Consider the following 23,181-nt stretch of genomic DNA (forward strand, 5'->3'; position numbering starts at 1 on the left):
GAGTTAATTCTGCTAATTGAATAATGTTAATTTGCGAATTGCCCATTGGGTTAATGCTAATTTGGGGATTGCCAATTTTGTGAATTTCGAGTTGGCGAGTACCAAGCTGACTAGTGCGAATTGAGTGCCCTCCTGGGTTGATCATGGCCCACCTAATCACTGATTCATGGCATCTGTGATGGAACGTAACCATGGTTTCAGGAAAAGGCTGCAATTGGGTTAATGTCCAATAAATCGGGTTAGTGCCAGTTCAATTAATGCTGATTTGAGTAACACTCATTTAGTCCGTGATTCTTGAGGAAAATGCTAGAAAATTTTCAGGTTTTTGAACAAGACTTATCAGCGGAGTCTCTCGCTGACTATTGCCAAGCCTCTGCCCTGGCGATCGATACGGAAACCATGGGCCTTAAACCCTGGCGCGATCGCCTCTGTTTGGTACAGATTTGTAATCCGGCGGGGCAAGTGGCCGTGGTGCGAATTGCCCGAGGACAGACTGCCGCACCCAACCTGAAGCAGCTTTTGGAAAATGAGGCGATCGAGAAGGTTTTCCACTTTGCCCGCTTTGATGTGGCTATGTTGCAATACCACCTGGACATTGCCACGAACCCCATTTTCTGCACCAAAATTGCTAGCAAATTAGCCCGTACCTACAGCCCTAAACATGGTCTCAAAGACCTGATTAATGAACTGGAGGGGGTGGAGTTGGATAAACGCCAACAGAGTTCCGATTGGGGAAATGCGGTGAATTTATCGGTGGCGCAATTGGAATATGCTTCCAATGATGTGCGCTATTTGCTCAATGCCCAACAGAAATTAGTGGCAATGTTGCAGCGTGAAGAACGTTGGGAATTGGCCCAACAATGCTTTGTGGCTCTCCAGACGATCGTGCAACTCGATTTGCTGCAATATGACAATATTTTTGAGCATTAAAGGCTGCGGTTGTTGCCCATAATGCCTGCAAGCTAGGAGCGCTTAAATCAGGTTCAAAATTTCCTGGGCCGCCCGATCGGTTGCGCCGTCGCCCCCGAGCCGATCGCGCATGGCTTGGTAGTCCTGCTGAAGCTGGGCGGCCCGATCGGGTTGCAGCAGGGCGATCGCCTCTTGGGCAATTCGATCGGGGCTGGCCTGTTCTTGCATCAGCTCCGGGACGATCGCCTGTTCGGCCACCAAATTGGGCGGCGACATGAATGTAATTGAAAACTTCAGCAGGTGACGGGCAATCCAAGCGGTGATCGGACTGACTTTGTAAATCACCACCTGCGGCACTTTCAACAGCGCCAACTCCAGATTCACTGTGCCGGATTTGGTTAGGGCTAAGTCGGCGGCGGCCATGGCCAGCAAGCTATCACCGACAATTTCCGCCTGGAGACCAAATTCAGCGATCGCCTGTTCAATGGCGGGTCGGTAGGCGGGCAGAGAAACCGGAATCAAGAACCGAGCCTTGGGGTGATGATCCTGTACTTGGCGAGCGGCCGCAAAAAGGCTGGGCATCAAGAGTTTCAGCTCTTGGCGACGAGAAGCCGGCAGTAACACCACTGCCAATTCATCGGCGCTCAGTCCCCAATGTTGGCGTGCGGCGGCCCGATCGGGGGCTTGGGCCAGGCGATCGATCAACGGATGCCCAATCCACTTCACGGCGGCTCCATAACGCTGATAGTAGGTGGCTTCCTGGGGAAAAATCGCCAGAATCACATCCGTCAGCCCCACCACCTGCGTGGTGTTGCGATCGCCCAAGGACCACACCCACTCTTGGGGGGCAATGTAGTAAGCGGTGGGCACTTGGGGCAATTGGCGCTTAAAGAAATGGCCCATGGTCAAATTGGGGCCAATGTAGTCAATAAAAACGGCCACATCGGGCGGCTGCTGGCGGAGGGTGGCCTTGGTTTGCCATTGGAGCTTCAGGGTCGGAATCACGAAGGGCAGAGCTTCCCAAAGGCCGATCGAGCCGATCGCACTTGTATCAAAAATTAGCCGGGCCCCCGCCGCCGCCATGCGTGGCCCCCCGAGCGCCGTAATTTCCAAAACCTGACCCCGAGCTGCTGCCGCCCGTTGCAAGGCCTGGATCAGCAGGGCCCCCTGCAAGTCCCCAGACACTTCCCCTGTGCTCAGAAAAATCCGCAAGGGTCGATCGGGCGTGCCCAGGTTAGTCATGGCTGCTGCGGGGTGGTTTGCGGCCGGTCATCGGGCCCCGCCGTCCCGCCTTAGACTGCTGCAAAAACTGAATTAAGTGTTGCAGTGCTTCGCAGGAGGGCAGCAACATTAGCTCCTCAAGGGCTTGCTCCAGCGTGGCTTCAGAACGATACAAAATCCGAAAGGCCTTGTTTAGGGTTTGGGTGGTCAGGCCGTTGTCTAGCTCGTCATAGCCGGCCCGCTTTAGCCCCACGCGGTTCAAGGTGCGCACCCGGCCGGGACTGCCCTCCACCAACATAAACGGCGGCACATCCCGATCGATCCGGCTCATGCCGCCGACCATGGCCAACCGGCCAATTCTGACAAATTGATGAACTCCCAACACGCCGCCAATGGTGGCCCGCGACTCGATCGTCACATGGCCCGCCAAGGCCACCCCATTGGCAATCACCACCCCATCTTCAATCAGGCAGTTGTGGGCCACGTGGCTGTAGGCCATCAACAGGTTCCCGTCCCCTACTTGGGTCACTTCCCCTTCGTGGGTGGCGCGGTTGATGGTCACGTACTCGCGAATTTTGTTGTCGTTGCCAATGATGGTTTGGCTGAGGGCCCCTTGATATTTGCGATCTTGAGGCTCTGTGCCGATCGCGGCTCCTGCAAAAATTTGGTTTCGTTCCCCCAAGATGGTGTAACCGTCAAGGATCACATGGGGGCCAATCTGAGTTTCGGCCCCGATCGAAACGGCGGGGCCAATGACGGCATAGGGGCCGACTGTCACCGTGGGATGGAGTTCTGCGTCGGGATGAACGATCGCCGTCGGATGAATCGCTGCTTTCATGGGATCGGTGCGATCGCGCTGCCCTGACACACTAATACGTTTAGCCAATGCTGAAAAGTCTAGTTCGTCAACTAGTCCGCTAGTCCACCAGGGAGAACATCAACTCGCCTTCACAGGCCAGTTGCCCTTCCACTTCCGCCCGGCCGTGCATTTTGCCGAAGCGTTTTTGCTTCACCCAAAGCAGTTCGACGGTCATGATCAGTTGATCACCGGGAACCACGGGCCGACGGAAGCGCACCTTGTCAATGCCCCCAAACATGAACAATCCTTGACCGGGGTTGTCTTGCATTTGGGTGAGCACCACGCCGCCCACCTGGGCCATGGCTTCCACAATCAGCACCCCTGGCATGATCGGGCGATTGGGAAAGTGGCCTTGGAAGTGGGGTTCATTGAAGGTGACATTTTTTAGCCCCACGGCCCGCTTACCGGGAACATAGTCGATGATTCGATCGACCAAGGCGAAGGGGTAGCGGTGGGGCAGCAGCCGATGAATGTCTTCAACGGTGAAGGTGGTGGGCCCAGCGGGGCGATCGGTCTGATCCGTTGTGGTTGTGTCCTGGGTCTGGGCGGTGACAACGGGTTCTGGAGCAGAAACAGTGGACATAGGACTTTACAACCTAAACAACGGGCCAGTGGGCGATCGAGCGGGCAAAACCACGGATGGTCACGAACTCCTGCGAGGGATGGGCGTGCCTATCCGCTGCTGGGCAATTGGATGGGTGTTGACTGAGCAATGGCGGGACCCTGGGTTGGCGCTGATTGTCGAGGACTCATTGCCGATCGGGTTCCGATCAAGGTTCGATCGATGACTGATCGACTTTTGATCAATCAATTTTTGATCAATCAATTGCCGACCGACTTTCGATCGATGACCCATTGCCGATCACTGCCGCCAGTTTGGTCACCAGTTGCCCATGAAGACGATGGCTGGCTTTGTAGGCCAAGTAATGGGCGCGCGGAATGGCTCCGAGCAAGGCCAAGTCGCCAACTAAGTCTAAGATTTTATGACGCGCTGGCTCATTTTCATACCGCAAGGGCGGATTCAGCCAGCCCGCTTCGCCACAGACCAAGGCATTATCCAGGCTGCCGCCTCGGATCAGATTGGCGGCCCGCAGTTGTTCAATTTGGTGGGCTAGGCCAAAGGTGCGGGCGGGGGCAATGTCGTGGGCAAAAGAGCCGGGTTGGGGTTCCGGCTCGATCGGGCAGAAGGTTTCCCCGGGTGACCAACTGTGCCATTGGTTGCCGATCGCCGGTAGGGCAAAGTCAATCCCATAGCTAAATCGCAGTTCTGTGGCGGGCAAGGCGGCCACAAAAGCATCGCCCTCATGGATCCAAAGGGGTTCGGCAATGGTTTCCGGATCGGTTGCTGGCGTGCGGGTGCTTGGTAATGCCCGCAGACCGGCCAGGGCGATCGCCCGACACCATTCAATGGCCGAACCGTCCAACAGGGGCACTTCGGGCCCATTAATTTCCACTTGGGCTGCCCCCACGCCACAGGCCACCAAGGCGGCCATCAGGTGTTCGATCGTGCGGACGGTGGCTTGTGGATCTTGGGGCGACCGCACCTCGGTGGACAGTTGCGTCTGGGAAACCAAATCCCAACGCGCGGGAATGACCGGGCGATCGGGCAAATCCGTGCGCACAAACCGAATGCCCGGTTCCAAGCTGGGCTGCACCCACAGGGTCACAGGCAATCCGGAGTGCAGCCCCACGCCCGATCGACTAAAGGCCTGGCCTAGGGTGCGCAGGGGGGCGATCGGGCACTGGATCTCCGGCGCGATCGCCATGGCCTCCGAGGACGGCCCAACCATTGCGGGTTCCGGTTGGGGTTCCGCTTGCAGTTCTGGTTCTAATGCTGTTGGTAATTCCCTTTGCATCGCCCCTAGAACCGCTCACCGATACCAAAGTGCAGTCGATTGCCGCCCTCGCTGTTCCAGCCATAATCCAGCCGGATGGGGCCAAACGGGGTGCGGGCCCGCAGCCCAACCCCATAGCCCACACCCCAACCGGGCTTTTCACGCACAACGGCCGGTTGCCCGGGCACATCTTCCCCGGAGCCAAGGTCGGTGGCAAAGTCCAGGAACAGCACGCCGCCCACGGGAATTTGTTCCGTCACCTTCAACAGCGGGAAGCGATATTCCACCGAAGATTGGAAGAAGTAGCGACCGCTGCCCACCTCGCCTTCATCAAACCCGCGCACGGAGTTGGTGCCGCCCAGGGGGAAAGCTTCATAGGGAGGCAAGTCCCCAAACACGCCGCCCGCTTGCAGGTTCACGGCGATCGTTTCGGGGCCGTTGGTGAACTTGGTGAATTCCACCGGGAAATAGCGGCTGTAGTTGGCCCGCAGTCGGGTGAAGAAAATACCGGTAATGGGAATGGCTTGATCCAGACCCACGCGGAAGAAGGAGCCTTGGGTGGGGGTGACTCGATCGTTTCGGCGATCGTTGGTCAGGGCCAGTTGCAGGGTGAAGATGTCGTCCTTGCCATCCTCGTTGAAGGCCAGTTGGTTGCCGTCTTCGTCTTCGGGGCTGAGGTCGCCATCGCGATCGACAATGCGCACATGCTGGAACTCTGCCCCCAAGGAGCCGCTCCAGGTGCTGGACAGGGGCCGGCTAAAGACCACGCGCCCCCCGGTGCGATCGACCCGAGGCAGATCGCCGTTGTCCAACTCCACTTCTCGCTCACCCCCATCAAAAATCAGCGAGATCGATCGCCGCTTGTAAAGGTTCACCGTGTAGGACGTTCGGTTGGGGTCACCTGCAATCCAAGGATCCGTGAAGCTGAGGTCAAAGCCCAAACCCCGCTCCGACAGTTGCACTTCTGCGCCCAGCTTTTGGTTATTGCCCCCCAGGTTTTGTTCCTGGAAGCTGACGGAACCAAAAATGCCGCTGGTGGAGCTGAAGCCCACTTCCGTTCCCAAAACGGCGGTGTTTTTCTCCTGAAGATTCACCGACACATCCACCTTGCGCGGATCCGTGCCGGGATTGAGGGTCAACTGCACATCTTCAAAAATGCCCAGCCCAAAGACGCGCCGCAAATCCTTCTGAATTTGATCGCGGTTAAACACTGCGCCCGGTTTGGTGTCCATTTCGCGGAACACAATGAAATCGCGGGTGCGGCCGGTGACCGTTGTGCCGTCTTCGTTGGTGGGTTTGCCCTCGTCGTTCAGGAAGGTGATGTTGATGTCTTCAATTTGCCCTTCCGCCACTTCCAGGGTCACGTTGCCATCTCGACCCACGCGCGGCGACCCCACCACTTGGGCCAGCACATAGCCATTGGACTGATACCACTGGGTGAGCTGTTTGATCGACTCTTGCAGCTTGTTCAGGTTCAGGGTGGAGCCATACAGGGGGCTGAAGATGCGATCGATTTCCGTGGCTGGCAGCACCGTGGATCCTTCGATCTGCACTGCCTGTAAAACCGGGTTGGGGGTGACCTCAAAGGTGACCCGTACCCCCAAGGGGGTGTCGTCCGGTACGGCACGCACGTTGGCGAATAGCCCCGTGGCAAAAATGCGGTTAATGTCCTCTTGCAGTTGGCTGCGGGTGGCCGTTTGGCCCGGCCGGGTGCGAATGACTTTGTAAACCTCCTCTTGCAAGGCGGCTTCTGCGCCGGCCACAACCACTTCCGCAACCAGAACTCTGGCTTCGGTTGGGGTTTGCTCAGGGGCGGCGGGTTCTTCGGTGGCTGGGCTGGGGGCGGGTTCCGCTTGGGCGATCGACCCGGGTTGGCGCTGGGTGCTGGGGGGTTCAGTCCCGGTGGCGATCGGGCCGTTGACCGGGTTGGCCGTTGGGGTTGGTGCTGTCGGGCCGGCGGCCACCGCGATCGGGGCGGGTGGCACAGGATGGGCCGTGACCGTTGGGGAAACCGGCGACAACTCCGGAGTCATGGCCACGGATTCCGCCGCTGGCTCCGCCGTTGACTGGGTGGCCAAGGCCGAGTCCGTGGTTGGCTTCGTTGCCGATTCCGCCGTTGATGCTGCTGCCGATTCCGTTGCCGTGGGTGGTTCTGTCGCCCGGGCTGCTGGACTGGTCACCGAGACGATCGCGGCACTTGCAGCCAGCACTGGCCACAGGATCATCAAACGCAAAACACGCATACACTCCTCACCTTAGGACGCAGCCAACTTTCGATGTGGCGGTGGAAACAACGGGTTAGCGTCCAATTTAGCCATTGAGATGGGTTTGAGGCTCGCTGTTGCGCCGTTGCTCCGAATTTAGGGGTCGGACATCGATCGAGGATTGCAATCGACCACGCGCCACCGGGAGCCATCTCACTCCATCTGAATTCGGTTCGCTAACCGACAACCCAACCAACAACCAAAACAGTGCAATCCTACCGCAGGAGTTCGTCGCTTGAGAGTGACCAGGGGATCTCTAATTCGCCAAAACCTTTTCCAGGACTCGCTGATAAGCCCCTTCCACATTCCCTAAATCCTGGCGGAAGCGATCCTTATCCAACACTCGGGCGATCGGGTCGGTCTCCTTGGCATCCCATAGGCGACAGGTATCCGGGCTAATCTCATCCCCCAATACAATTCGCCCACCGGAGTCGATGCCGAACTCGATCTTGAAGTCCACCAAGATAATGTCGCACTGCTGGAAAAAGTCGCGCAGAATTTCGTTAATCCGTTGGGTCAGCTCCGTAATTTCTCGCACCTGAGCCGGCGTGGCCAACTTCATGGCGTAGATCCGGCCCTCCGTCACCAACGGATCCCCAAATTCATCATTCTTGTAGCAGAACTCAATCAACGGGGGTTCCAGTGGCGTGCCCAGGGCAATGCCCGTTTGCTTGCAAAGACTGCCAGCGGCAAAGTTCCGCACAATCACTTCCAGGGGCACGATGGTCAGGGCCCGCACATGCATCTCGTTGGGAGCGGGGCAGTCCACAAAGTGGGTCGGCACGCCTGCCGCTTCCAGCTTGCGAAAAAGGTGTTCCGACATGGTGCAGTTAATGCGCCCTTTGCCTGCGATCGTCCCGCGTTTTTGGGCATTGAACGCCGTGGCATCGTCCTTGTAACAGGCCAGCAGAAGGGTGGGATCCTCCGTGGCGTACAAGATTTTGGCTTTGCCTTCGTAAAGCTTTTGTAGAGCGGTCATGGATTTCTGAAGCGCAATAATTCCTGAAGCGCAATAAATTTCGACCCATCCAGCTTAGGGCCTGTCGTCCATGGACATTCGCTTGGGGATGAGTGCTGGTTTGATTGATGCTGGTTCGTGGAGTCCTAGTTCGATTAAATTTCCACTAAATCCCCACCCGATCGCGATCGGGGTTCAGCCATTGCCACAGGAAATCGTAGTGATGGATATAGCCGGGTTCCTCGGCCACGCGGGCGGCTGCCAACAGGGGCGACACCAGCGCCTTAATCGTGAGGGCAATCAGGAACGGAATTCCCACCAGGGCGCTGCAAAGGGCGGCCGCTACCAAAACGTTGAGGTGAAAATTCACGGCCGATCGGGCGTTGGCCTGGGCGTGGGGGTCAGGAGCCGCCACCATAATTGCGATCGCCAAGCCGCAGCAGGCCAACTCTAACAACACTGCTCGATCGACCCCGATCGGGGCCAGGGTCACCATGCCCAAACCGCAGCCCAGGAACACTGACCAGTGGGCCAGGGTTGCCAACCAATCGGATTGATCCGGCTGGGGCGGATTGGTGCGCCAAGGCTCAAACTGCCATTGCCCAAGTTGCCATCGCATAAACACCTCCTGACCGGTCGATGCGGGCGACGATGCGCGGCGGCCGTCTCAACCGAGTTTCAATTACAGGGTCAATCAACTTGTATTAGCAACTACGCCACAACAAAACCATCAGGAAACCAAAACAAGGTCAAAACAGGGCCACAAGAAAACCGCGATGACTGCGATTGTTTAGATGGGCAGTTGATGGGCGGTTCCATAGGCAGCCTTGACGTGATTGGTATCGGGTTACTGCTGCTGGCTACTTCCCGATCGCTGGTCGATCGATATCCAATGGCAACTCGATCGATACCTTAGTTCTATCGGCTTTTGGGGACAGCATCCTCAGGTCTCGACGGCTTGTAATGTTTATTTGCACTCATTTTCGACGATTAGTGCCACTGGGTTCCCCCGCTGATCCAGGGGGCGATCGGGGAGGGCAAGCTGCCCAAAACTAATCTCGAGCAAATCCCGAGCAAATCCCGGGCAAATCCTGAACAAATTTTTCCTGATCAAACTTTACGTATCTTTACGCCCTCATCTCCATTGCCCCCTCAGGCTTTACGCTAAAAACGCCGATCGGCCTCCCTGTTTTTGAGACTCAATCCTTTAACACCCTATGTTCCCCACCCATCGCCCTCGTCGTTTGCGGACTAGCGAAACCCTGCGCCGCATGGTTGCGGAAACCGTCGTCACCACCAACGATTTGATCTACCCGTTGTTTGCTGTGCCGGGTGAAGGGGTGGCGAACGAAGTGAAGTCGATGCCGGGTGTTTATCAACTCTCGATCGATAAAATTGTTGAAGAAGCCAAACAGGTTTATGACCTGGGAATTCCCGCCATCATTCTGTTTGGAATTCCCGCCGACAAAGACACCGATGCAACCGGTGCTTGGCATGATTGCGGCATTGTCCAAAAGGCAACGGAAGCCGTTAAAAAAGCCGTGCCCGATTTGGTGGTGGCGGTGGATACTTGCCTATGCGAATACACCAGCCATGGGCACTGTGGTTATTTGGAAACGGGCGATCTCAGTGGGCGAGTGTTGAATGATCCCACCTTGGAATTGTTGAAGAAAACCGCTATTTCCCAAGCCAATGCCGGAGCCGACATCATTGCACCTTCGGGGATGATGGATGGATTTGTGAAATCCATTCGGGAAGCCTTGGATGCGGCCAAGTTTCAAGATATTCCGATCCTTTCCTACGCGGCCAAATATGCCTCGGCCTACTATGGGCCGTTCCGGGATGCGGCTGAATCAACCCCACAATTTGGCGATCGCCGCACCTATCAAATGGATCCGGCCAATGGTCGGGAAGCCATCAAGGAAATTGCCCTGGACATGGCTGAAGGGGCGGACATGTTGATGGTGAAGCCGGCCCTGGCTTACATGGACATCATTTGGCGCGTGAAGGAGGCTAGCAATTTGCCTGTGGCGGCCTATAACGTTTCCGGTGAATATTCGATGGTGAAGGCAGCGGCCCTCAACGGTTGGATTGATGAGCAGCGGGTGGTGATGGAAACCATGACCAGTTTTAAGCGATCGGGCGCAGATTTGATTCTGACTTACCACGCCAAGGATGTGGCTCGCTGGCTGAAGGGCTAAGCGAATTTCTGAAACGTATTTCCAGGCACTTACCAAGCACCAGTGACTCTGGGGCAAGGGGCTTAAGCCCCTTGTCTTGGTTGATTGATAAAGCTTTTTGTCTTTGTTGATTTGGGATTGGTTGAGCAATGAGATGACTGAGCACCAGTTGTTATGGGGCAAGGGGCTTAAGTCCCTTGTCTTGGTTGATTGATAAAGCTTTTTGTCTTTGTTGATCTCTGATGTTGAGCAATGAGATGACTGAGCACCAGTTGTTATGGGGCAAGGGGCTTAAGCCCCTTGTCTTGGTTGATTGATAAAGCTTTTTGTCTTTGTTGATTTGGGATTGGTTGAGCAATGAGATGACTGAGGAACTGGTTTTGGAGAAATCGGTTTGGGCTTTTTAGATTTGGCTTTTTAGATTCGGTTTTTCAAATCCAGGGTGCTTATGAGGTAAGTGGCACAGGGGGCGGCACTCGAATTCAGGAAGTTGCGTCTGCTAAAACAGGCCTCATTAAGTCTCTCCCGGAAATCTATGACACTCGTTACCTCCCTGGCCGATAGCGGCCCCGGCTCCTTGCGTGCGGCCCTGGCAGCGGCCCCCAATGGCGACACCATCACCTTCGCCCCCAATTTGGCCAACCAAACCATTCGCCTCACTGGTGGCCAACTGTTGGTCGATCGAGACATCATCATCGATGGAGCCAATGCGCCAGGGTTGGTGATTAGCGGCAATGAAAGTAGCCGGGTGTTTTATGTCAGTAAGCAGGGCGGTTCCGCCACGTTTCGCAACCTGACCGTGGCCGATGGGCGCACCCGAGGAGCCACCAACGTCAGCACTTCCGGTGCGGGGATTGGCACTGACATTCGCGTCAACCTGACGATCGATAACGTCACCTTCCGCAACAACGAGGCGGAGAATTTCTCCGGCGGTGCGGTGTCCTTGGAGTTTCAAGGCAAGGGCACAATCACCAACAGCCGCTTTGACAACAACCGGGCCAGCCAAAAAAATAGCGGCTCGATCGTGGAGTTTGGGGCCGGTGCAGTACAAAGCTGGGCCGAAACAACGCTGGTGGTGCGCAACAGCGAATTCACCAACAACAAAGGAACCAACGGCGGGGCGATCGGGACAATCCAAACCGAACTGCTGGTGGAAAACAGCCGGTTTGTGGGCAACGATTCCAGCAAAGGCGGCGCGGCCTTTTGGGGCCAAGGTGGGGCCATCTACGCTGACGCGGCCAGCAAATTTGGCGACGGGGTGGGCGGTCAGATGATCATTCGGAGCAGCTACTTTTCGGCGAACCGAGCTGCTGCCCAAGGGGGGGCGCTGTCGCTCTATCCCTACCGACCAGACAAGGCGCTGATTGAGAATTCAATCATTGTTGACAACACCGTGGTGGCCGATCCAGGTGGAAATGGACTGGGGGGCGGTGTGCGCTTGGCCGTGGGCGATTCGATCATTCGCAACAGCACGATCGCCAATAACAATGCTGAAACCCAAGGCGGCGGGGTTTGGATTGCCGAAGATGCTTCGGTGCAAATCATCAACACCACGATCGGGAATAACAAAGCGGTGAATCCCGATCCGCTGCGGGGGATTGGCGGCGGCATTTTCTTTGCCAACAATCAGGCGAACAAGCTAATTAATGTCACCTTGGCCAACAACACCGCCAGCGGCTTTGGCGGCGGCATTTTCAAAAACGATGCGTCTTCCGTGGAAGTCACGAACAGTTTGTTTGTGAACAATCGGGCCGGCAACAGTTTTAGCGAATCGTTCCAAACCAACCGCACCCTGACCGATGGGGGCAATAACCTGCAATTTCCGGCCTCGTTGCCCGGGGGCAAAGATCCACAAATCACCGGCAGCGCGATCGTGGTCGATCCCAAGTTGGGGCCCCTGCAAGACATTGGCGGTGGGCAATTGGGCTATTTACTGCAAGCGGGCAGCCCGGCCATTAATGCCGGAAAAGCCGTGGCCGGCGTGACGACGGATCAGCGCAGTGTGCCGCGCGATGGGGCGATCGACATTGGCTCCACGGAATTTGGCGGGGGTGGCGGTGGTACAACTCCACCCCCAGCCGGTCAGTTCACCGCTGGCAATGATGACGTGAACTTGACGGATAATGCCGATTCTGCCGATGCCCTGGCCGGGAACGATCGGGTGGTGGCCCTCAGCGGGAGTGACAATATTTTCGGGAATGCGGGCAATGACAGCCTGTTTGGGAACGCGGGTGATGACAGCCTGTTGGGCGGTGATGGCGCGGATTTCCTGTTTGGCGGGCGCGATCGCGATCGACTCTTCGGCAACCTGGGCAACGACCAGCTTTTTGGCAACATCGGTGACGACGAGCTGTATGGTGGCCGTGATGCGGATAGCCTGTTTGGCGGCCAAAACAACGACAGCCTCTTTGGCAACATCGGCGCAGACTTGCTCTCGGGCGATTTGGGCGATGATTCCCTCTTTGGGGGGCAAGACAATGACACCCTGGTGGGTGGTGACGGGGCCGATTTGCTCTCGGGCGATTTGGGCAACGATCTCCTCACGGGGGGCGCAGGATCCGATCGATTCATCATTGGTTCCGGCAAGGGCACGGAAACGATTACTGATTACCAAGACGGCACGGACAGAATTTTGCTGGCGGCTCCCTTGGCCTTTGGGGGCCTGAGTTTTGCCACGGTCAGCGGCGGGGCAGAAATTCGCTTTGGCAGTGAGGTGTTGGCCTTTGTGCAGGGTGTGAGTCCGGCGGTGTTTGACCCGGCGGATTTCGGAACCATTTAGCACCATCCAAGGGGCGATCGCGGGCCATTCCGACCCGGCCGATCGCCCCTTGCCATAATGGGAGCAATTGCGATCGTGAGGAACCACCGATGATTGCCCAAACCCCCAGCGCACCGGGAATAATCCAGCCGAAACCGATCGACTATCCCGACAGCGACGGCCAACCCATGGCAGACAACACCAAACAGTTCCTTTGGATTCAAACGATCCACAGCAACCTTGCCGCCCTCTTTGCCAACGACCCCCAAATATTTGTAGCGGGCGACTTGCTCTGGTATCCCGTCGAGGGCGACAACAAAACTCGCCAAGCGCCCGATGTGATGGTGGTGTTTGGCGCACCCAAGGGCGATCGGGGTTCCTATATGCAATGGCGCGAAAACAACATCGCCCCGCAAGTGGTGTTTGAAATTTTGTCGCCGGGGAATCGCCTAACCGAAATGATGAAAAAGCAGATGTTCTATCACCGCTACGGCGTGGAGGAATATTACATCTATGACCCCGATCGCAACGACCTGAGCATCTTGATGCGGGGGGCGGAGGGGAGTTTTGAGCCAGTTGACGATCCCCATGATTGGGTCAGTCCCCGGCTGGGCATTCGCTTCCAGTGGGATGAGGAAACCCTGACGCTGTTGTGGCCCGATGGCCAGCCGTTTTCAACCCTGTTGGAAGAACGCCAACGGGCTGAACAAGCCGAGCAACAAGCCGCACAGGAGCGCCAACGGGCCGAGCAAGCCCAGCAGCAGGCCGAACAGGAACGGGAGCGAGCCGATCGCCTGGCGGCCCGACTGCGGGAATTGGGGCTAGATCCCCAAACGATCGACCCCTAAAGCACAGGAGAGGGAGCAAACATCTATGCTGCGATCGATCAAAATCAGCCTAGCGGGGTGGGGACTGTGGCTAGGGATGACGGCCCCTGGCCAGCCGATCGCCCGGGCCATGCCTTCGCCAACGCTCGAACCACCGGTTTTGCCCGTTTTGATTGATTGCCAAAACCTGCAACCGGCTCCCGATCGCAGCAAAACCCTCCCTCCCGAAGCCGCCGAAAATCTGGGTGATTGGCAGCTTTGCACCCAGCATCCTGAAACCGCGATCGAGTGGTATCAAACGGCCTTGGCGGGTTACCGCGCCTTGGGAGAAAGTGCCGAGGTGTCCGTCACAATCGCCCTGTTCAAACTCGCCCGGGCCCACCTGACGGCTGAACAGCCCGCCGCCGCCTTGGATTACTACCACCAAGCGATCGAGCGAGATCCGATCTATGGCTTCTTGGATTTATTCCTGGAACGGCAGGTTTCGCCCCTCGGGGAACCGGTCACAGATTCTGGATTGCGGGGCAATGGCTACAGCGGCCCCACCCGAGCGGAACCCTCGATCGCAGCCAGTGCCCAGTTTGAGCTAGCCTACGACTCCTATCGCCTTGGGCAAATGACCGCCGCCCTCCAGGCCTATCGCACCGCCCTGCAACTGCGGCCCAACTTTGCCCAAGCCCACCTGGGGCTAGGCATGGTTCTGGAGCGACAGATGGACTATGAAGGTGCAATCCGAGCCTATCAAACCGCCCTAAAATTAGAGCCGGACTTGGTTTGGGGTCATTATCGCCTAGGCGCGTTGCTCACCATTCGCTATCAACCAACGGTGGCCCGGGCCGCCCTGCGGCAGGTGGTGGATGCCCACACGGGTCTCGATTCCTGGGGAGAAGCGGACAAAGCGGCAATCGTCGAAGACCTGATGGGGGATTTATACCAATCCCGAGGAGACTCGGCCGAGGCCGATCGCGCCTATCAACGGGCCCTGGCCCTCGCTCCCCAGGGGCCGGGTTTTTACCTGAAGCTGGGGAAAAATTATCTCACTTGGGGACAACAGCAACGGGCGATCGACTCCTTCCGCGCTGCCCTGGCCCAACTGCCGCCCGACCATCCCGATCGGGAACGGGCTGAAGTGGGCATTGCCGAAGCCCTGGTTTGGTCAGATCGTTGGGCCGAGGCCAGGGCCCAGCTAGACATCGTTCTTCAGCGCTGGCCCAACTCTGCTGATGCCCAGAAATTAAGGGAATATGTCAACAGTCGGCCCCGCTAGCGTCGGTTATCCTATCCCATGGTTCAAAAATCATTTCCTAGGGATGTTTCGAGATGGCTCGACAACTGATTAGCTCCGGCTCGTCCTTTGAAGCAGAAATCGGCTATAGCCGCGCCGTGCGCCAGGATCCCTGGGTCTTCGTGTCGGGCACGACGGGCTTCAACTATGACACCATGACGATTTCCGACAGCGTGGCCGAGCAAACCGAGCAGTGCCTCAAAAACATCGAAGCCGCTCTCCAACAAGCCGAATCCTCGCTGAAGGATGTGGTGCGCGTCACCTATATCCTGCCGGATGCGGCGGATTTTCCCCAATGCTGGCCGGTGCTGAAGCAGTATTTCGGGGAAGTGCGCCCCGCTTGCACGATGATCTCGGCGGGGTTGGCTGACCCGGCTATGAAAATTGAAATCCAAGTGACCGCCCTCAAGCAGTCCTAGGCGATCGATCTTGGTTGCTGGCTGGGGCTGGAGTGGACCAGGGCCGATCGCAGGCCATCGGCGCGATCGGCCCATCCCCAAAATTTCCGTGGCATCATGCCCACAGGCCCGATTCAAGGGTTTTGGGACGTTTAGAGTTTGGGGAAATCTATGAAAGTTGCCGTTTTCAGCACGGAACCCTACGATCGCCAATTTTTGGATGCCGCCAACGCCAACGCCGGTCATCCCCACGAACTGGTTTACTTTGATACTCGCCTCGAAGCCCACACCGCCGCCCTCGCCGCTGGATTTCCCGCCGCCTGCATTTTCGTGAATGATGACGGAGGGCCCGAAACCCTCAAACTTCTGGCCGACAACGGCACACAACTGATCACCCTTCGCTGCACGGGCTACAACAACGTTGATCTGCGTGCCGCCCAAGACTGTGGCCTCACCGTTGCTCGTGTCGCGGTCTATTCTCCCTACTCCGTGGCTGAGCATGTGGTGGGCTTAATCCAAGCGCTCAACCGCAAGCTACACCGAGCCTATAACCGTGTGCGGGACGATAATTTTTCCCTCAATGGCCTGTTGGGCTTTGATCTTCATGGCCGAACGGTCGGGATTGTGGGAACCGGGAAAATTGGCGTGATTTTGGCTCAGATCATGACCGGATTTGGCTGCAAAGTGCTGGGCTATGATGTCTACCCCAACACCCACTTTGAAACGATCGGGACAGCCCGCTATGTCTCCTTACCGGAACTGTTTTCCCAATCAGATATCATTTCCCTCCATTGCCCTCTGACCCACGACACACACCATCTGATTAGCAAACAGGCGATCAATCAGATGAAGCCCGGCGTAATGCTAATCAACACCAGTCGCGGCCAACTAGTGGACACCAAAGCCGCGATCGAAGGCATCAAATCGGGTCAAATTGGCTATCTGGGCATTGATGTTTATGAACAAGAGGCCGAACTCTTCTTTCGTGACCTGTCCGACACCGTGATTCAGGACGATACCTTCCAGTTGCTGCAATCGTTCCCAAACGTGATCATCACCGCTCACCAAGCCTTCTTTACCCGCGAAGCCTTGGGGGACATTGCTCGCACCACCATTGAAAACCTCACCGCCTTTGAGCAACACCAACCGATCGCCAATGAGGTGCGCCTTCCCGATTAGGAAAATGTAAGATCACGGCTTATCGATCACGACTCGGGTTCTTTTCTGCCCTTCTCAGTCAATGCCTTCAGTGTTAATTGATCAGGGGCGTGCGGTTGCGCGTCCTCTGCGCCCTCATGGATTTGGCCCATGATGAGCAATCGGATCAATCAGCATCGCTCTGCACCGGTTGGCCAGAACTTGCCGGACTTTGCAGGCTTGAAAGACAAGACTTTAGAGAAATACAACAATTGGTTAAAAAGGATTGCGGGTTGTTGCCGTATCATTCTTAGAAGTATTTTTAACAAACCATAACGTTTCTCAGCCAAGGAGCGACCATGACGATCGCGGTGGCCCCCGAGCAGCCCACGACCGCAGTGCAGCACGTTCCGCGAGAATATCTCGACCCACCCCAGGAACTGTTTAATCCCACGCTGCTAATGATGGTGGCCGCCACCGCGATTGTGGTGCTCTCCGTCTGTGGCTATTGGCTATGGCACTGGCCGGACTGGATTTGTTTTTGTGCCAATGTGCTGGCGATGCACCTGTCGGGAACCGTCATTCATGACGCATCCCACAACGCCGCCCACAAATACCCGATCGTCAACGCCATCTTGGGCCACAGCAGCGCCCTGATGTTGGGGTTTGCCTTTCCCGTGTTCACGCGGGTTCACCTGCAACATCACGCCAACGTCAACGACCCCAAAAATGACCCCGATCATTTCGTTTCCACCTGCGGGCCCCTGTGGTTGATTGCGCCCCGGTTTTTCTATCACGAAATTTTCTTCTTCCAACGCAAGCTCTGGCGTAAGTATGAGTTGCTGGAGTGGTTTCTGAGTCGGATGGTGCTGGTGGGCATTGTGTGGGCCGGCATCCATTGGGATTTCATTGGCTATGTGATGAATTTCTGGTTCTCGCCCGCGTTGGTGGTGGGGTTGGCCCTGGGGCTGTTTTTTGACTATTTGCCGCATCGGCCGTTTGAGGAGCGCAATCGCTGGAAAAATGCGCGGGTCTATCCGAGTGCTCTGCTGAATTGGTTGATTTTGGGGCAAAACTATCACCTGATTCACCACCTTTGGCCCTCAATTCCCTGGTATCACTACAAAACGGTTTATGAACGGGTGAAGCCGTTGTTGGATCAGAAAGGATCGCCGCAAACCTTGGGCATTCTGGGAGATCAAAAAAATTTTTGGAATTTCATGTATGACGTGTTTTTGGGCATTCGTTTCCATCGCCACTGAGCGATATTGAGCAATATTGAGCAATATTTGGGCGGTACTGAGCGATCGGGAAGCTGAAATGAGGCACAACCCATGATGATTTGTCAGGGAACCCGGGTATTGATCGCTAATTTGCCGATTTGATCCCGATGAATTCCCGATCGATTGCTGACGAATTCCCGATCGATTGCTCAATCTAAGTTGCTAATCAATCCCCTGCCTGGTGGTCGTCAATACCAGGCAGGGGTTGCTTTTTGGCCCGATCGTTCCCGGCGGCTGACTCAGGGGCCGAGCTGTTGGGTGGATGGGTTGGTGTAACCCATCAGTTTCTGGCTCCGTGCTCTTTGTTGGCCACAAGCATTTTGCCTCGGAAAAATTCGCTACACCATTAGCACTTCCCCGATCGCCCCCTGTGATCGGGTTGTGGCCTTGGGTTGCGGATGCAGCACCCTGCTGCCTTGCCCTCGTCTCCCGAAGCCGTTTTCAGACCTGCGCGATCGATGATTTCAATCGGGAAAAATGGAACCAATCGCTCCAACATCGCGCGGTTACAGGCTTTGGCTTCCTGCTAGGGCGATCGGGAAAAAGTGTCCAGTCATCCGGATTGCTATCAACCGTGATGGGAACCATGAGGAAATGCAATCAGTCTTTAGGTGAAACTGTATGCATTTTGTCAAACACTCGTTACAAGATGTCATAATCTAAAAAGCAGATAGGTCATTCAACCTTGACTTTGCCCCACCCACGGGGATCAAGACCGAAACCAACGACCATCTGCGGTGCGATCGAGCCGAATCCCTACGACGACACAACAACTCGGCGATCGCGCGGGACTTCGCAACCGCTACACCCAGTGAGGTGACTACCATGGATCATTCATTTGAATTGAGCCTCGAACAGCAGTTCAACATCCGCTCCTTCGAAAGTCAGGTAGCCCACATGAGCCTTGAGCAGGCCCAGCAATTCTTGGTTGAGCTGTATCGCCAAATGATCGTCAAAGAAACCATGTACAAGGAGTTTCTGAAGCACGAGTGGGGTCTCGGTGAGCGTTTCCAAGCGCCCTAAGCCAGCGCCCTAAGCAGCGGTTCCCATCCGTTTCAACTTCAACCCGATCGACTCGGTGTGAGCTGCCTCCATCTCCCGCTTTGTTCCTGTGGTGAACCGAACTGGGGGTGTTGGGGTAACGCTCTCCCACCCAAGTCCAAAGGGTTGCCGCTGTTCTGAGAATTGAATTGCTGAGCTTGGCTGCTGACTCTGTGCGCCGACTTGCCCATAGCCCTCTGGTTCAAACGCTCCCGAACACCACCCCCCCAATGTCATGTTGAATGGTTTGCCTCCTAAGAACACCGGGCCCGGCACCCGAAAGTTATTCCGAAAGTCCATAAAGAACGCTAGCTTGGAGGGGATACGATTTCGATCGAATCCCCTCTTGGCTTAGGGGGTGTCGTCATTTGATCTTCCATCCCCTCATCGTCGTAACAAGGGGCTTAAGCCCCTTGTCCCCAGTCCCTTGTCTCCCGCGATCCGCTAACGACAGATCTAGGGTTTCGTGCTCAACGACGACAGGCCCTAAGGGGCTAAGGGGCGATGGTAACTGTTCTCGATCGCTACGTTGATCACTATCGCTACGTTGATCACTGTCGATGAGCACGATCACTGTAGCGGTGGCGATCCATTCAGTCGAAAGTTGGTTGGTTTTGAGGTTTGGTGCGAGGATTTTGACCCATGGCGTGGGGCGACCAAATTTATGTGATGCGATCTCTGGCCGGGTTGCAAAGTGCCTATGAGCATCACGGGATTGATTGTGGTGATGGAACCGTGATCCATTACTCCAAGCGCGGTGAAGTACCCAAGGTGACGCGCACATCCCTGCTGGAATTTGCCAGCACTCAGCCGGTCACCGTGAAGCGCTATGCCACTTGCTATTTGCCCGATGCGACAATCCAGCGCGCGGCCAGTCGGTTAGGGGAAACAAAATATAGTCTGCTGCTGAATAATTGCGAGCATTTCGCCACCTGGTGCAAAACGGGCCGGGCGGTGAGTCATCAAGTACAAGATTTTTTACCTTTCCTGGAAAAAGCCGATCCTGATTGGGTGGATCAGGTGCTGCATCAGCCTACGGAGTCGGGAGATGAGCAGGCCCAGGTGCAGGCAATTCTCGATCGCGCCTTGGCGGATATCAAGCCGGTTTGGAACAACCTACAACCGCAATACAACCGGGCTGTGGATGAGCTGCGGGATTGGCACGAGGTGGCGTTGTTAGCCATGCAGCAAGGGAAGGAGCCGGTCGCGCGGCGGGCGATCGCTCGGAAGTTGGCGGCCAAAGAGCGGGCCCAAGCCCTCAAGGTGGATCTCGATCGGTTGGCAGAAATGACCGAAACGTTGCTACGGAACGCTAAAAAGATTTCATAACCCCGTGCGTGCCCCCGTTCAATTTTTGGGTGTTGGGGCCTTGAGCATTGAAGCCTAAAGCGGTTGATCGCTGGGGGTGCTGTCTAGGGCGGCCCGCCAACCTTGATGGGCCGTCCAGGTGATCGCTCCGTCTTCGCCGGTTTGGTAGAGTTGCGCCCGTTGTGATCGCAAGAGGGGCGTAACGGTGGGGGCCAGTTCACGGGTGGAGGCGATCGCCCAGCGGGGTTGCAAAGCGGCCACCAGTTCCGGGGCGAGGTCTTGACCTGGCCACCAAAGACCCGTGACCGATCGCAACTGTCCCGTTTGGGCGAGCAATTTTTGTTGAGCGACGGAACAATTGCCCAGGAGAAACCAGCGCTCTTTCCCCAACTCCAAGGTTAAGGCGGGGGCGATCGGGTCAATGACCGTGAGGTTGGCGCGGCCCATGCGAAAGGTTTGACCGGCTGTCAGGTTGCTGTAGCGACCGTTGCGAACTCGGGCAGCACTGACCATGGCTCGATCGACGTTGGAGGCGGCTGTTTGTAGCGGTTGATCGTATAGGTTGGCGATCGGTTGTTGCTCCAAAATTCGCAACCATCCCCGCCGTCGATCGGGGCGATCGCTCATCACCACCCCAACTTCAATGCGGTTAAGGCCCTGTTGGCGCAAAAAGGGCAACACCGTGAACTGGGCCATGGGCAAGTCTCCGGCCCCCGCCAGCAACAAGCGTCCCCCATCCCGCACGGCCAACATTGGCTGGCTGCCTGCATCCAGTACGGTGGCTGTGAGTTCCCCGCTGCGAGCCAACCAGCCGGGCCCGATCGCCACCACTAAAGCCCCGATCGCCACTAGGCCCCAACGATTGGCTCGCTGGAACCAGGGCAGTTGCCAAACGGCCACCAGCAGGAGATATAACGCCAACAACTGCCCGATCGAAATGGCTCCCACGGCGATCGCACTGCCTGGCCAGCCTGCAATCCATTCTCCAAAAGTCAACAATCCCCGCACGGGATAAACTAAGCCGCTGGCTAACCAGTTTCCCAGGGGTGGCAACAGGCCAATCGCCACCGCTGCGATCAACCCCGCCACGGTTAACACCGATACCCAAAGACTGGTCAAGGCTGAGGCGATCGGCCCATAGACAGAAATCTGATAAAAAGCCCATAGCTGCACTGGAATCGTCCAAATTGTTGCCGCTAGGGCCGAGGCGATCGGTTCCGACGCAAACTCCGGCAGCCAGCTTAACCGCTGGGCGATCGCCGTTGCCGACACCACCAGCCCCAAAGTGGCCAGCACACTAAACTGAAACCCCAAGTCCCAAATCCAGAGCGGGTTCCAGCACAACATCACCACCACCACCGCCAGCAATGCGCCTAAGGAATTGACCTGGCGCTGTTGAGTCATCCCCCATAAAACCGCTATACCCATTAATCCTGCCCGCAGCACGGAGGGGCTGGCCCCCGCCAGCCAAACATAGATTCCAAGCAAAATGCCACCCCCGATCGCCACCACCAGGGGCAAAGGACGCGCCCGAATCAACCCTAAAAAGACCCCCAAAATCACCACAATCTGAAAACCAGATGCAGCCAACACATGGGACAGGCCAGCCCGCACAAAATTCGTCTGTAGATCTGCGGGCAAGTCCACTGCCTGCCGACCTAAGATCAAGGCCCCCAGAAATGCCCCCTCTGGAAATCCCATTACCTTGACCAGGGATTGCACCAGGCGCTTACGTACCATTTGGGGATTGAAGGCACTGAGGCTCCACCAGGAATCCGGTTGCACCGCCCCATCAATGGTCTGAACCGTTTGTCCGGCCACCCCCGCAAAACTACCTTCCCGCTGCAAATACCAAGCAAAGTCAAACCCGCCGGGGTTGGTGGGCCGTTGCGGTCGATATAACCGTCCCGTCACTTCCACCATCTGACCCGGTTTCAGCCCCGTTGCCTGGAGCAGAGGCACCGTTGCATAGACTCGGCCCGTGACACTCTGGGCCAAATTTTGAGGGGGTGGGTTGGTGGCGGGGCCGGTGGCCGTTGGCAGTTGTAGTAATTGCGTGGATTGCAGCCAAAATCTGGCCTTACCGGATTGGGTGATCTGATAATCCGAGTCCACCTGACCCCGAACGGTGGCCAGCTCGATCGCCTGGCCAGTCTGTTCCAAACGGGCGATCGCGCGGCTAATGTCATCCGTGCCCGGCTGTGGCAGCCGCCATTGCAAATACAGCGTGGCCATCAATCCCACACAACCCGCCACCACCCAAAATAAGGGCTTCAAGCTCGGGTCAAGCCAGGGCAACCGCCGGGCGATCGCACTCGATCGCACCCCCGCCATCACCAGCCCCAAACCCAGTAGCCACAACCCGCCACCCGGCAGTCCCCAAGCCAGCAATCCTGCCACAAATGCCAACCCCAAAATTGCCGGCCCCGTCATCGTTGCTTCAACTCCTCGTTGTGAAATTCTCGTTTTGAAACCAGGAAGCGATTAAAAAGGGCGATCGAGTAGACATCCTGCCACCCGATCGCCCCAATTCTTTACTCGGCCAAGCGCCAGTCTGTAACGCGCCAACACCCTGCACCCGCGCTCAGACTAGCCATCGAACCCACTCCCGATCGCCAATGGCTTACAGCGACAGGCCCAACCGCAAGCCGAAAATTGCATGGAGCACCATCACACCAAACGCCAACGACCCCAAATAAGCATGGGCCGTCCGCAATGCCGGTTGACCGCCCCCAAACTTCGACATGGAAATCGCACCGTTGGCACCCAATAATCCCAGCACCAGCGTCCCCGTCCAGAAATGGGGGCTTTCCAGAATCGGTTTCTGCTGCATGATCAGCGACAGCAAACCGCCCGAGTAACCCATCGCCATAAACGTCGTCATCCAAAGTGCCAAACGCTTATGGCTTGTCAGCATC

At 56.7% G+C, this 23,181-nt stretch carries 19 protein-coding genes (1 of these 19 cut by a window edge); 10 read left to right on the forward strand and 9 right to left on the reverse strand.

Annotation, left to right across the window (positions count from 1 at the left end; translation table 11 throughout):
- The first annotated feature begins 303 nt into the window (after nt 1-303).
- Nucleotides 304-930 (forward strand): ribonuclease D, encoded by a 627-nt coding sequence (locus tag AC2IAX_RS13905; RefSeq protein WP_494388012.1) that lies wholly within the window; start codon nt 304-306, stop codon nt 928-930.
- Nucleotides 931-972: 42 nt separating this feature from the next.
- Here AC2IAX_RS13905 and lpxB read toward each other — a convergent pair whose 3' ends face one another.
- The 7 genes from lpxB to AC2IAX_RS13940 form a co-directional block, all read right to left on the reverse strand.
- A complete protein-coding gene (gene lpxB / locus AC2IAX_RS13910; protein ID WP_494388013.1) occupies nt 973-2,151 on the reverse strand; it encodes a lipid-A-disaccharide synthase in 1,179 nt (392 codons plus the stop codon).
- Entirely contained in the window at nt 2,144-2,968 is an 825-nt protein-coding gene (gene lpxA, locus AC2IAX_RS13915) for an acyl-ACP--UDP-N-acetylglucosamine O-acyltransferase (RefSeq protein WP_494390395.1), read from the reverse strand. Before lpxA ends, lpxB begins: the two co-directional genes overlap by 8 nt.
- Nucleotides 2,969-3,047: 79 nt before the next feature.
- Nucleotides 3,048-3,572, reverse strand: a complete 525-nt coding sequence (gene fabZ, locus AC2IAX_RS13920) for a 3-hydroxyacyl-ACP dehydratase FabZ (protein WP_494388014.1) — start codon at nt 3,570-3,572, stop codon at nt 3,048-3,050.
- Nucleotides 3,573-3,807: 235 nt separating this feature from the next.
- Nucleotides 3,808-4,755, reverse strand: coding sequence for a UDP-3-O-acyl-N-acetylglucosamine deacetylase (gene lpxC / locus AC2IAX_RS13925; protein ID WP_494390396.1), 948 nt, complete (start codon nt 4,753-4,755; stop codon nt 3,808-3,810).
- Between the two features lie 95 nt (nt 4,756-4,850).
- Nucleotides 4,851-7,067, reverse strand: coding sequence for a BamA/TamA family outer membrane protein (locus tag AC2IAX_RS13930; protein WP_494388015.1), 2,217 nt, complete (start codon nt 7,065-7,067; stop codon nt 4,851-4,853).
- A 277-nt stretch (nt 7,068-7,344) separates the two neighbouring features.
- Nucleotides 7,345-8,067 carry a phosphoribosylaminoimidazolesuccinocarboxamide synthase gene (gene purC / locus AC2IAX_RS13935; RefSeq protein ID WP_494388016.1) on the reverse strand — a complete coding sequence of 241 codons (723 nt, stop codon included), beginning with the start codon at nt 8,065-8,067 and terminating at the stop codon, nt 7,345-7,347.
- A gap of 145 nt (nt 8,068-8,212) precedes the next feature.
- Nucleotides 8,213-8,665, reverse strand: coding sequence for a hypothetical protein (locus AC2IAX_RS13940; RefSeq protein WP_494388017.1), 453 nt, complete (start codon nt 8,663-8,665; stop codon nt 8,213-8,215).
- Between the two features lie 598 nt (nt 8,666-9,263).
- Here AC2IAX_RS13940 and hemB point away from each other — a divergent pair.
- The 9 genes from hemB (at nt 9,264) to AC2IAX_RS13985 (ending at nt 20,284) form a co-directional block, all read left to right on the forward strand.
- A complete protein-coding gene (hemB, locus tag AC2IAX_RS13945) occupies nt 9,264-10,247 on the forward strand; it encodes a porphobilinogen synthase (protein ID WP_494388018.1) in 984 nt (327 codons plus the stop codon).
- Nucleotides 10,248-10,761: 514 nt separating this feature from the next.
- Nucleotides 10,762-13,005 (forward strand): choice-of-anchor Q domain-containing protein, encoded by a 2,244-nt coding sequence (locus AC2IAX_RS13950; protein WP_494388019.1) that lies wholly within the window; start codon nt 10,762-10,764, stop codon nt 13,003-13,005.
- Nucleotides 13,006-13,094: 89 nt separating this feature from the next.
- A complete protein-coding gene (locus AC2IAX_RS13955) occupies nt 13,095-13,832 on the forward strand; it encodes a Uma2 family endonuclease (RefSeq protein ID WP_494388020.1) in 738 nt (245 codons plus the stop codon).
- A gap of 25 nt (nt 13,833-13,857) precedes the next feature.
- Nucleotides 13,858-15,078, forward strand: a complete 1,221-nt coding sequence (locus AC2IAX_RS13960) for a tetratricopeptide repeat protein (RefSeq protein WP_494388021.1) — start codon at nt 13,858-13,860, stop codon at nt 15,076-15,078.
- A gap of 53 nt (nt 15,079-15,131) precedes the next feature.
- Nucleotides 15,132-15,515, forward strand: a complete 384-nt coding sequence (locus tag AC2IAX_RS13965; RefSeq protein ID WP_393010546.1) for a RidA family protein — start codon at nt 15,132-15,134, stop codon at nt 15,513-15,515.
- 150 nt (nt 15,516-15,665) lie between these two features.
- Nucleotides 15,666-16,673 carry a 2-hydroxyacid dehydrogenase gene (locus AC2IAX_RS13970; RefSeq protein ID WP_494388022.1) on the forward strand — a complete coding sequence of 336 codons (1,008 nt, stop codon included), beginning with the start codon at nt 15,666-15,668 and terminating at the stop codon, nt 16,671-16,673.
- A gap of 317 nt (nt 16,674-16,990) precedes the next feature.
- A complete protein-coding gene (gene crtR, locus AC2IAX_RS13975) occupies nt 16,991-17,893 on the forward strand; it encodes a beta-carotene hydroxylase (RefSeq protein ID WP_099533522.1) in 903 nt (300 codons plus the stop codon).
- Nucleotides 17,894-18,739: 846 nt separating this feature from the next.
- A complete protein-coding gene (locus AC2IAX_RS13980) occupies nt 18,740-18,937 on the forward strand; it encodes an NblA/ycf18 family protein (RefSeq protein ID WP_099533531.1) in 198 nt (65 codons plus the stop codon).
- 660 nt (nt 18,938-19,597) lie between these two features.
- On the forward strand, nt 19,598-20,284 hold the full coding sequence (locus AC2IAX_RS13985) for a lecithin retinol acyltransferase family protein (RefSeq protein ID WP_494388023.1): 687 nt from the start codon (nt 19,598-19,600) through the stop codon (nt 20,282-20,284).
- Nucleotides 20,285-20,338: 54 nt separating this feature from the next.
- Here the strand turns inward: AC2IAX_RS13985 and AC2IAX_RS13990 are convergent, their stop codons facing one another.
- Together AC2IAX_RS13990 and AC2IAX_RS13995 are read right to left on the reverse strand one after the other, a co-directional pair.
- Nucleotides 20,339-22,696, reverse strand: a complete 2,358-nt coding sequence (locus tag AC2IAX_RS13990) for a ComEC/Rec2 family competence protein (RefSeq protein WP_494388024.1) — start codon at nt 22,694-22,696, stop codon at nt 20,339-20,341.
- Nucleotides 22,697-22,886: 190 nt separating this feature from the next.
- Nucleotides 22,887-23,181, reverse strand: partial view of a DUF4079 domain-containing protein gene (locus AC2IAX_RS13995; protein WP_494388025.1) — the 3' portion only. The gene runs 206 nt beyond the window's last position; the window shows 295 of its 501 coding nt (coding positions 207-501); its start codon lies beyond the right edge, outside the window — the gene reads right to left on this strand; it ends in the stop codon at nt 22,887-22,889.

The organism is Limnothrix sp. HT2024 (genome assembly GCF_059138625.1).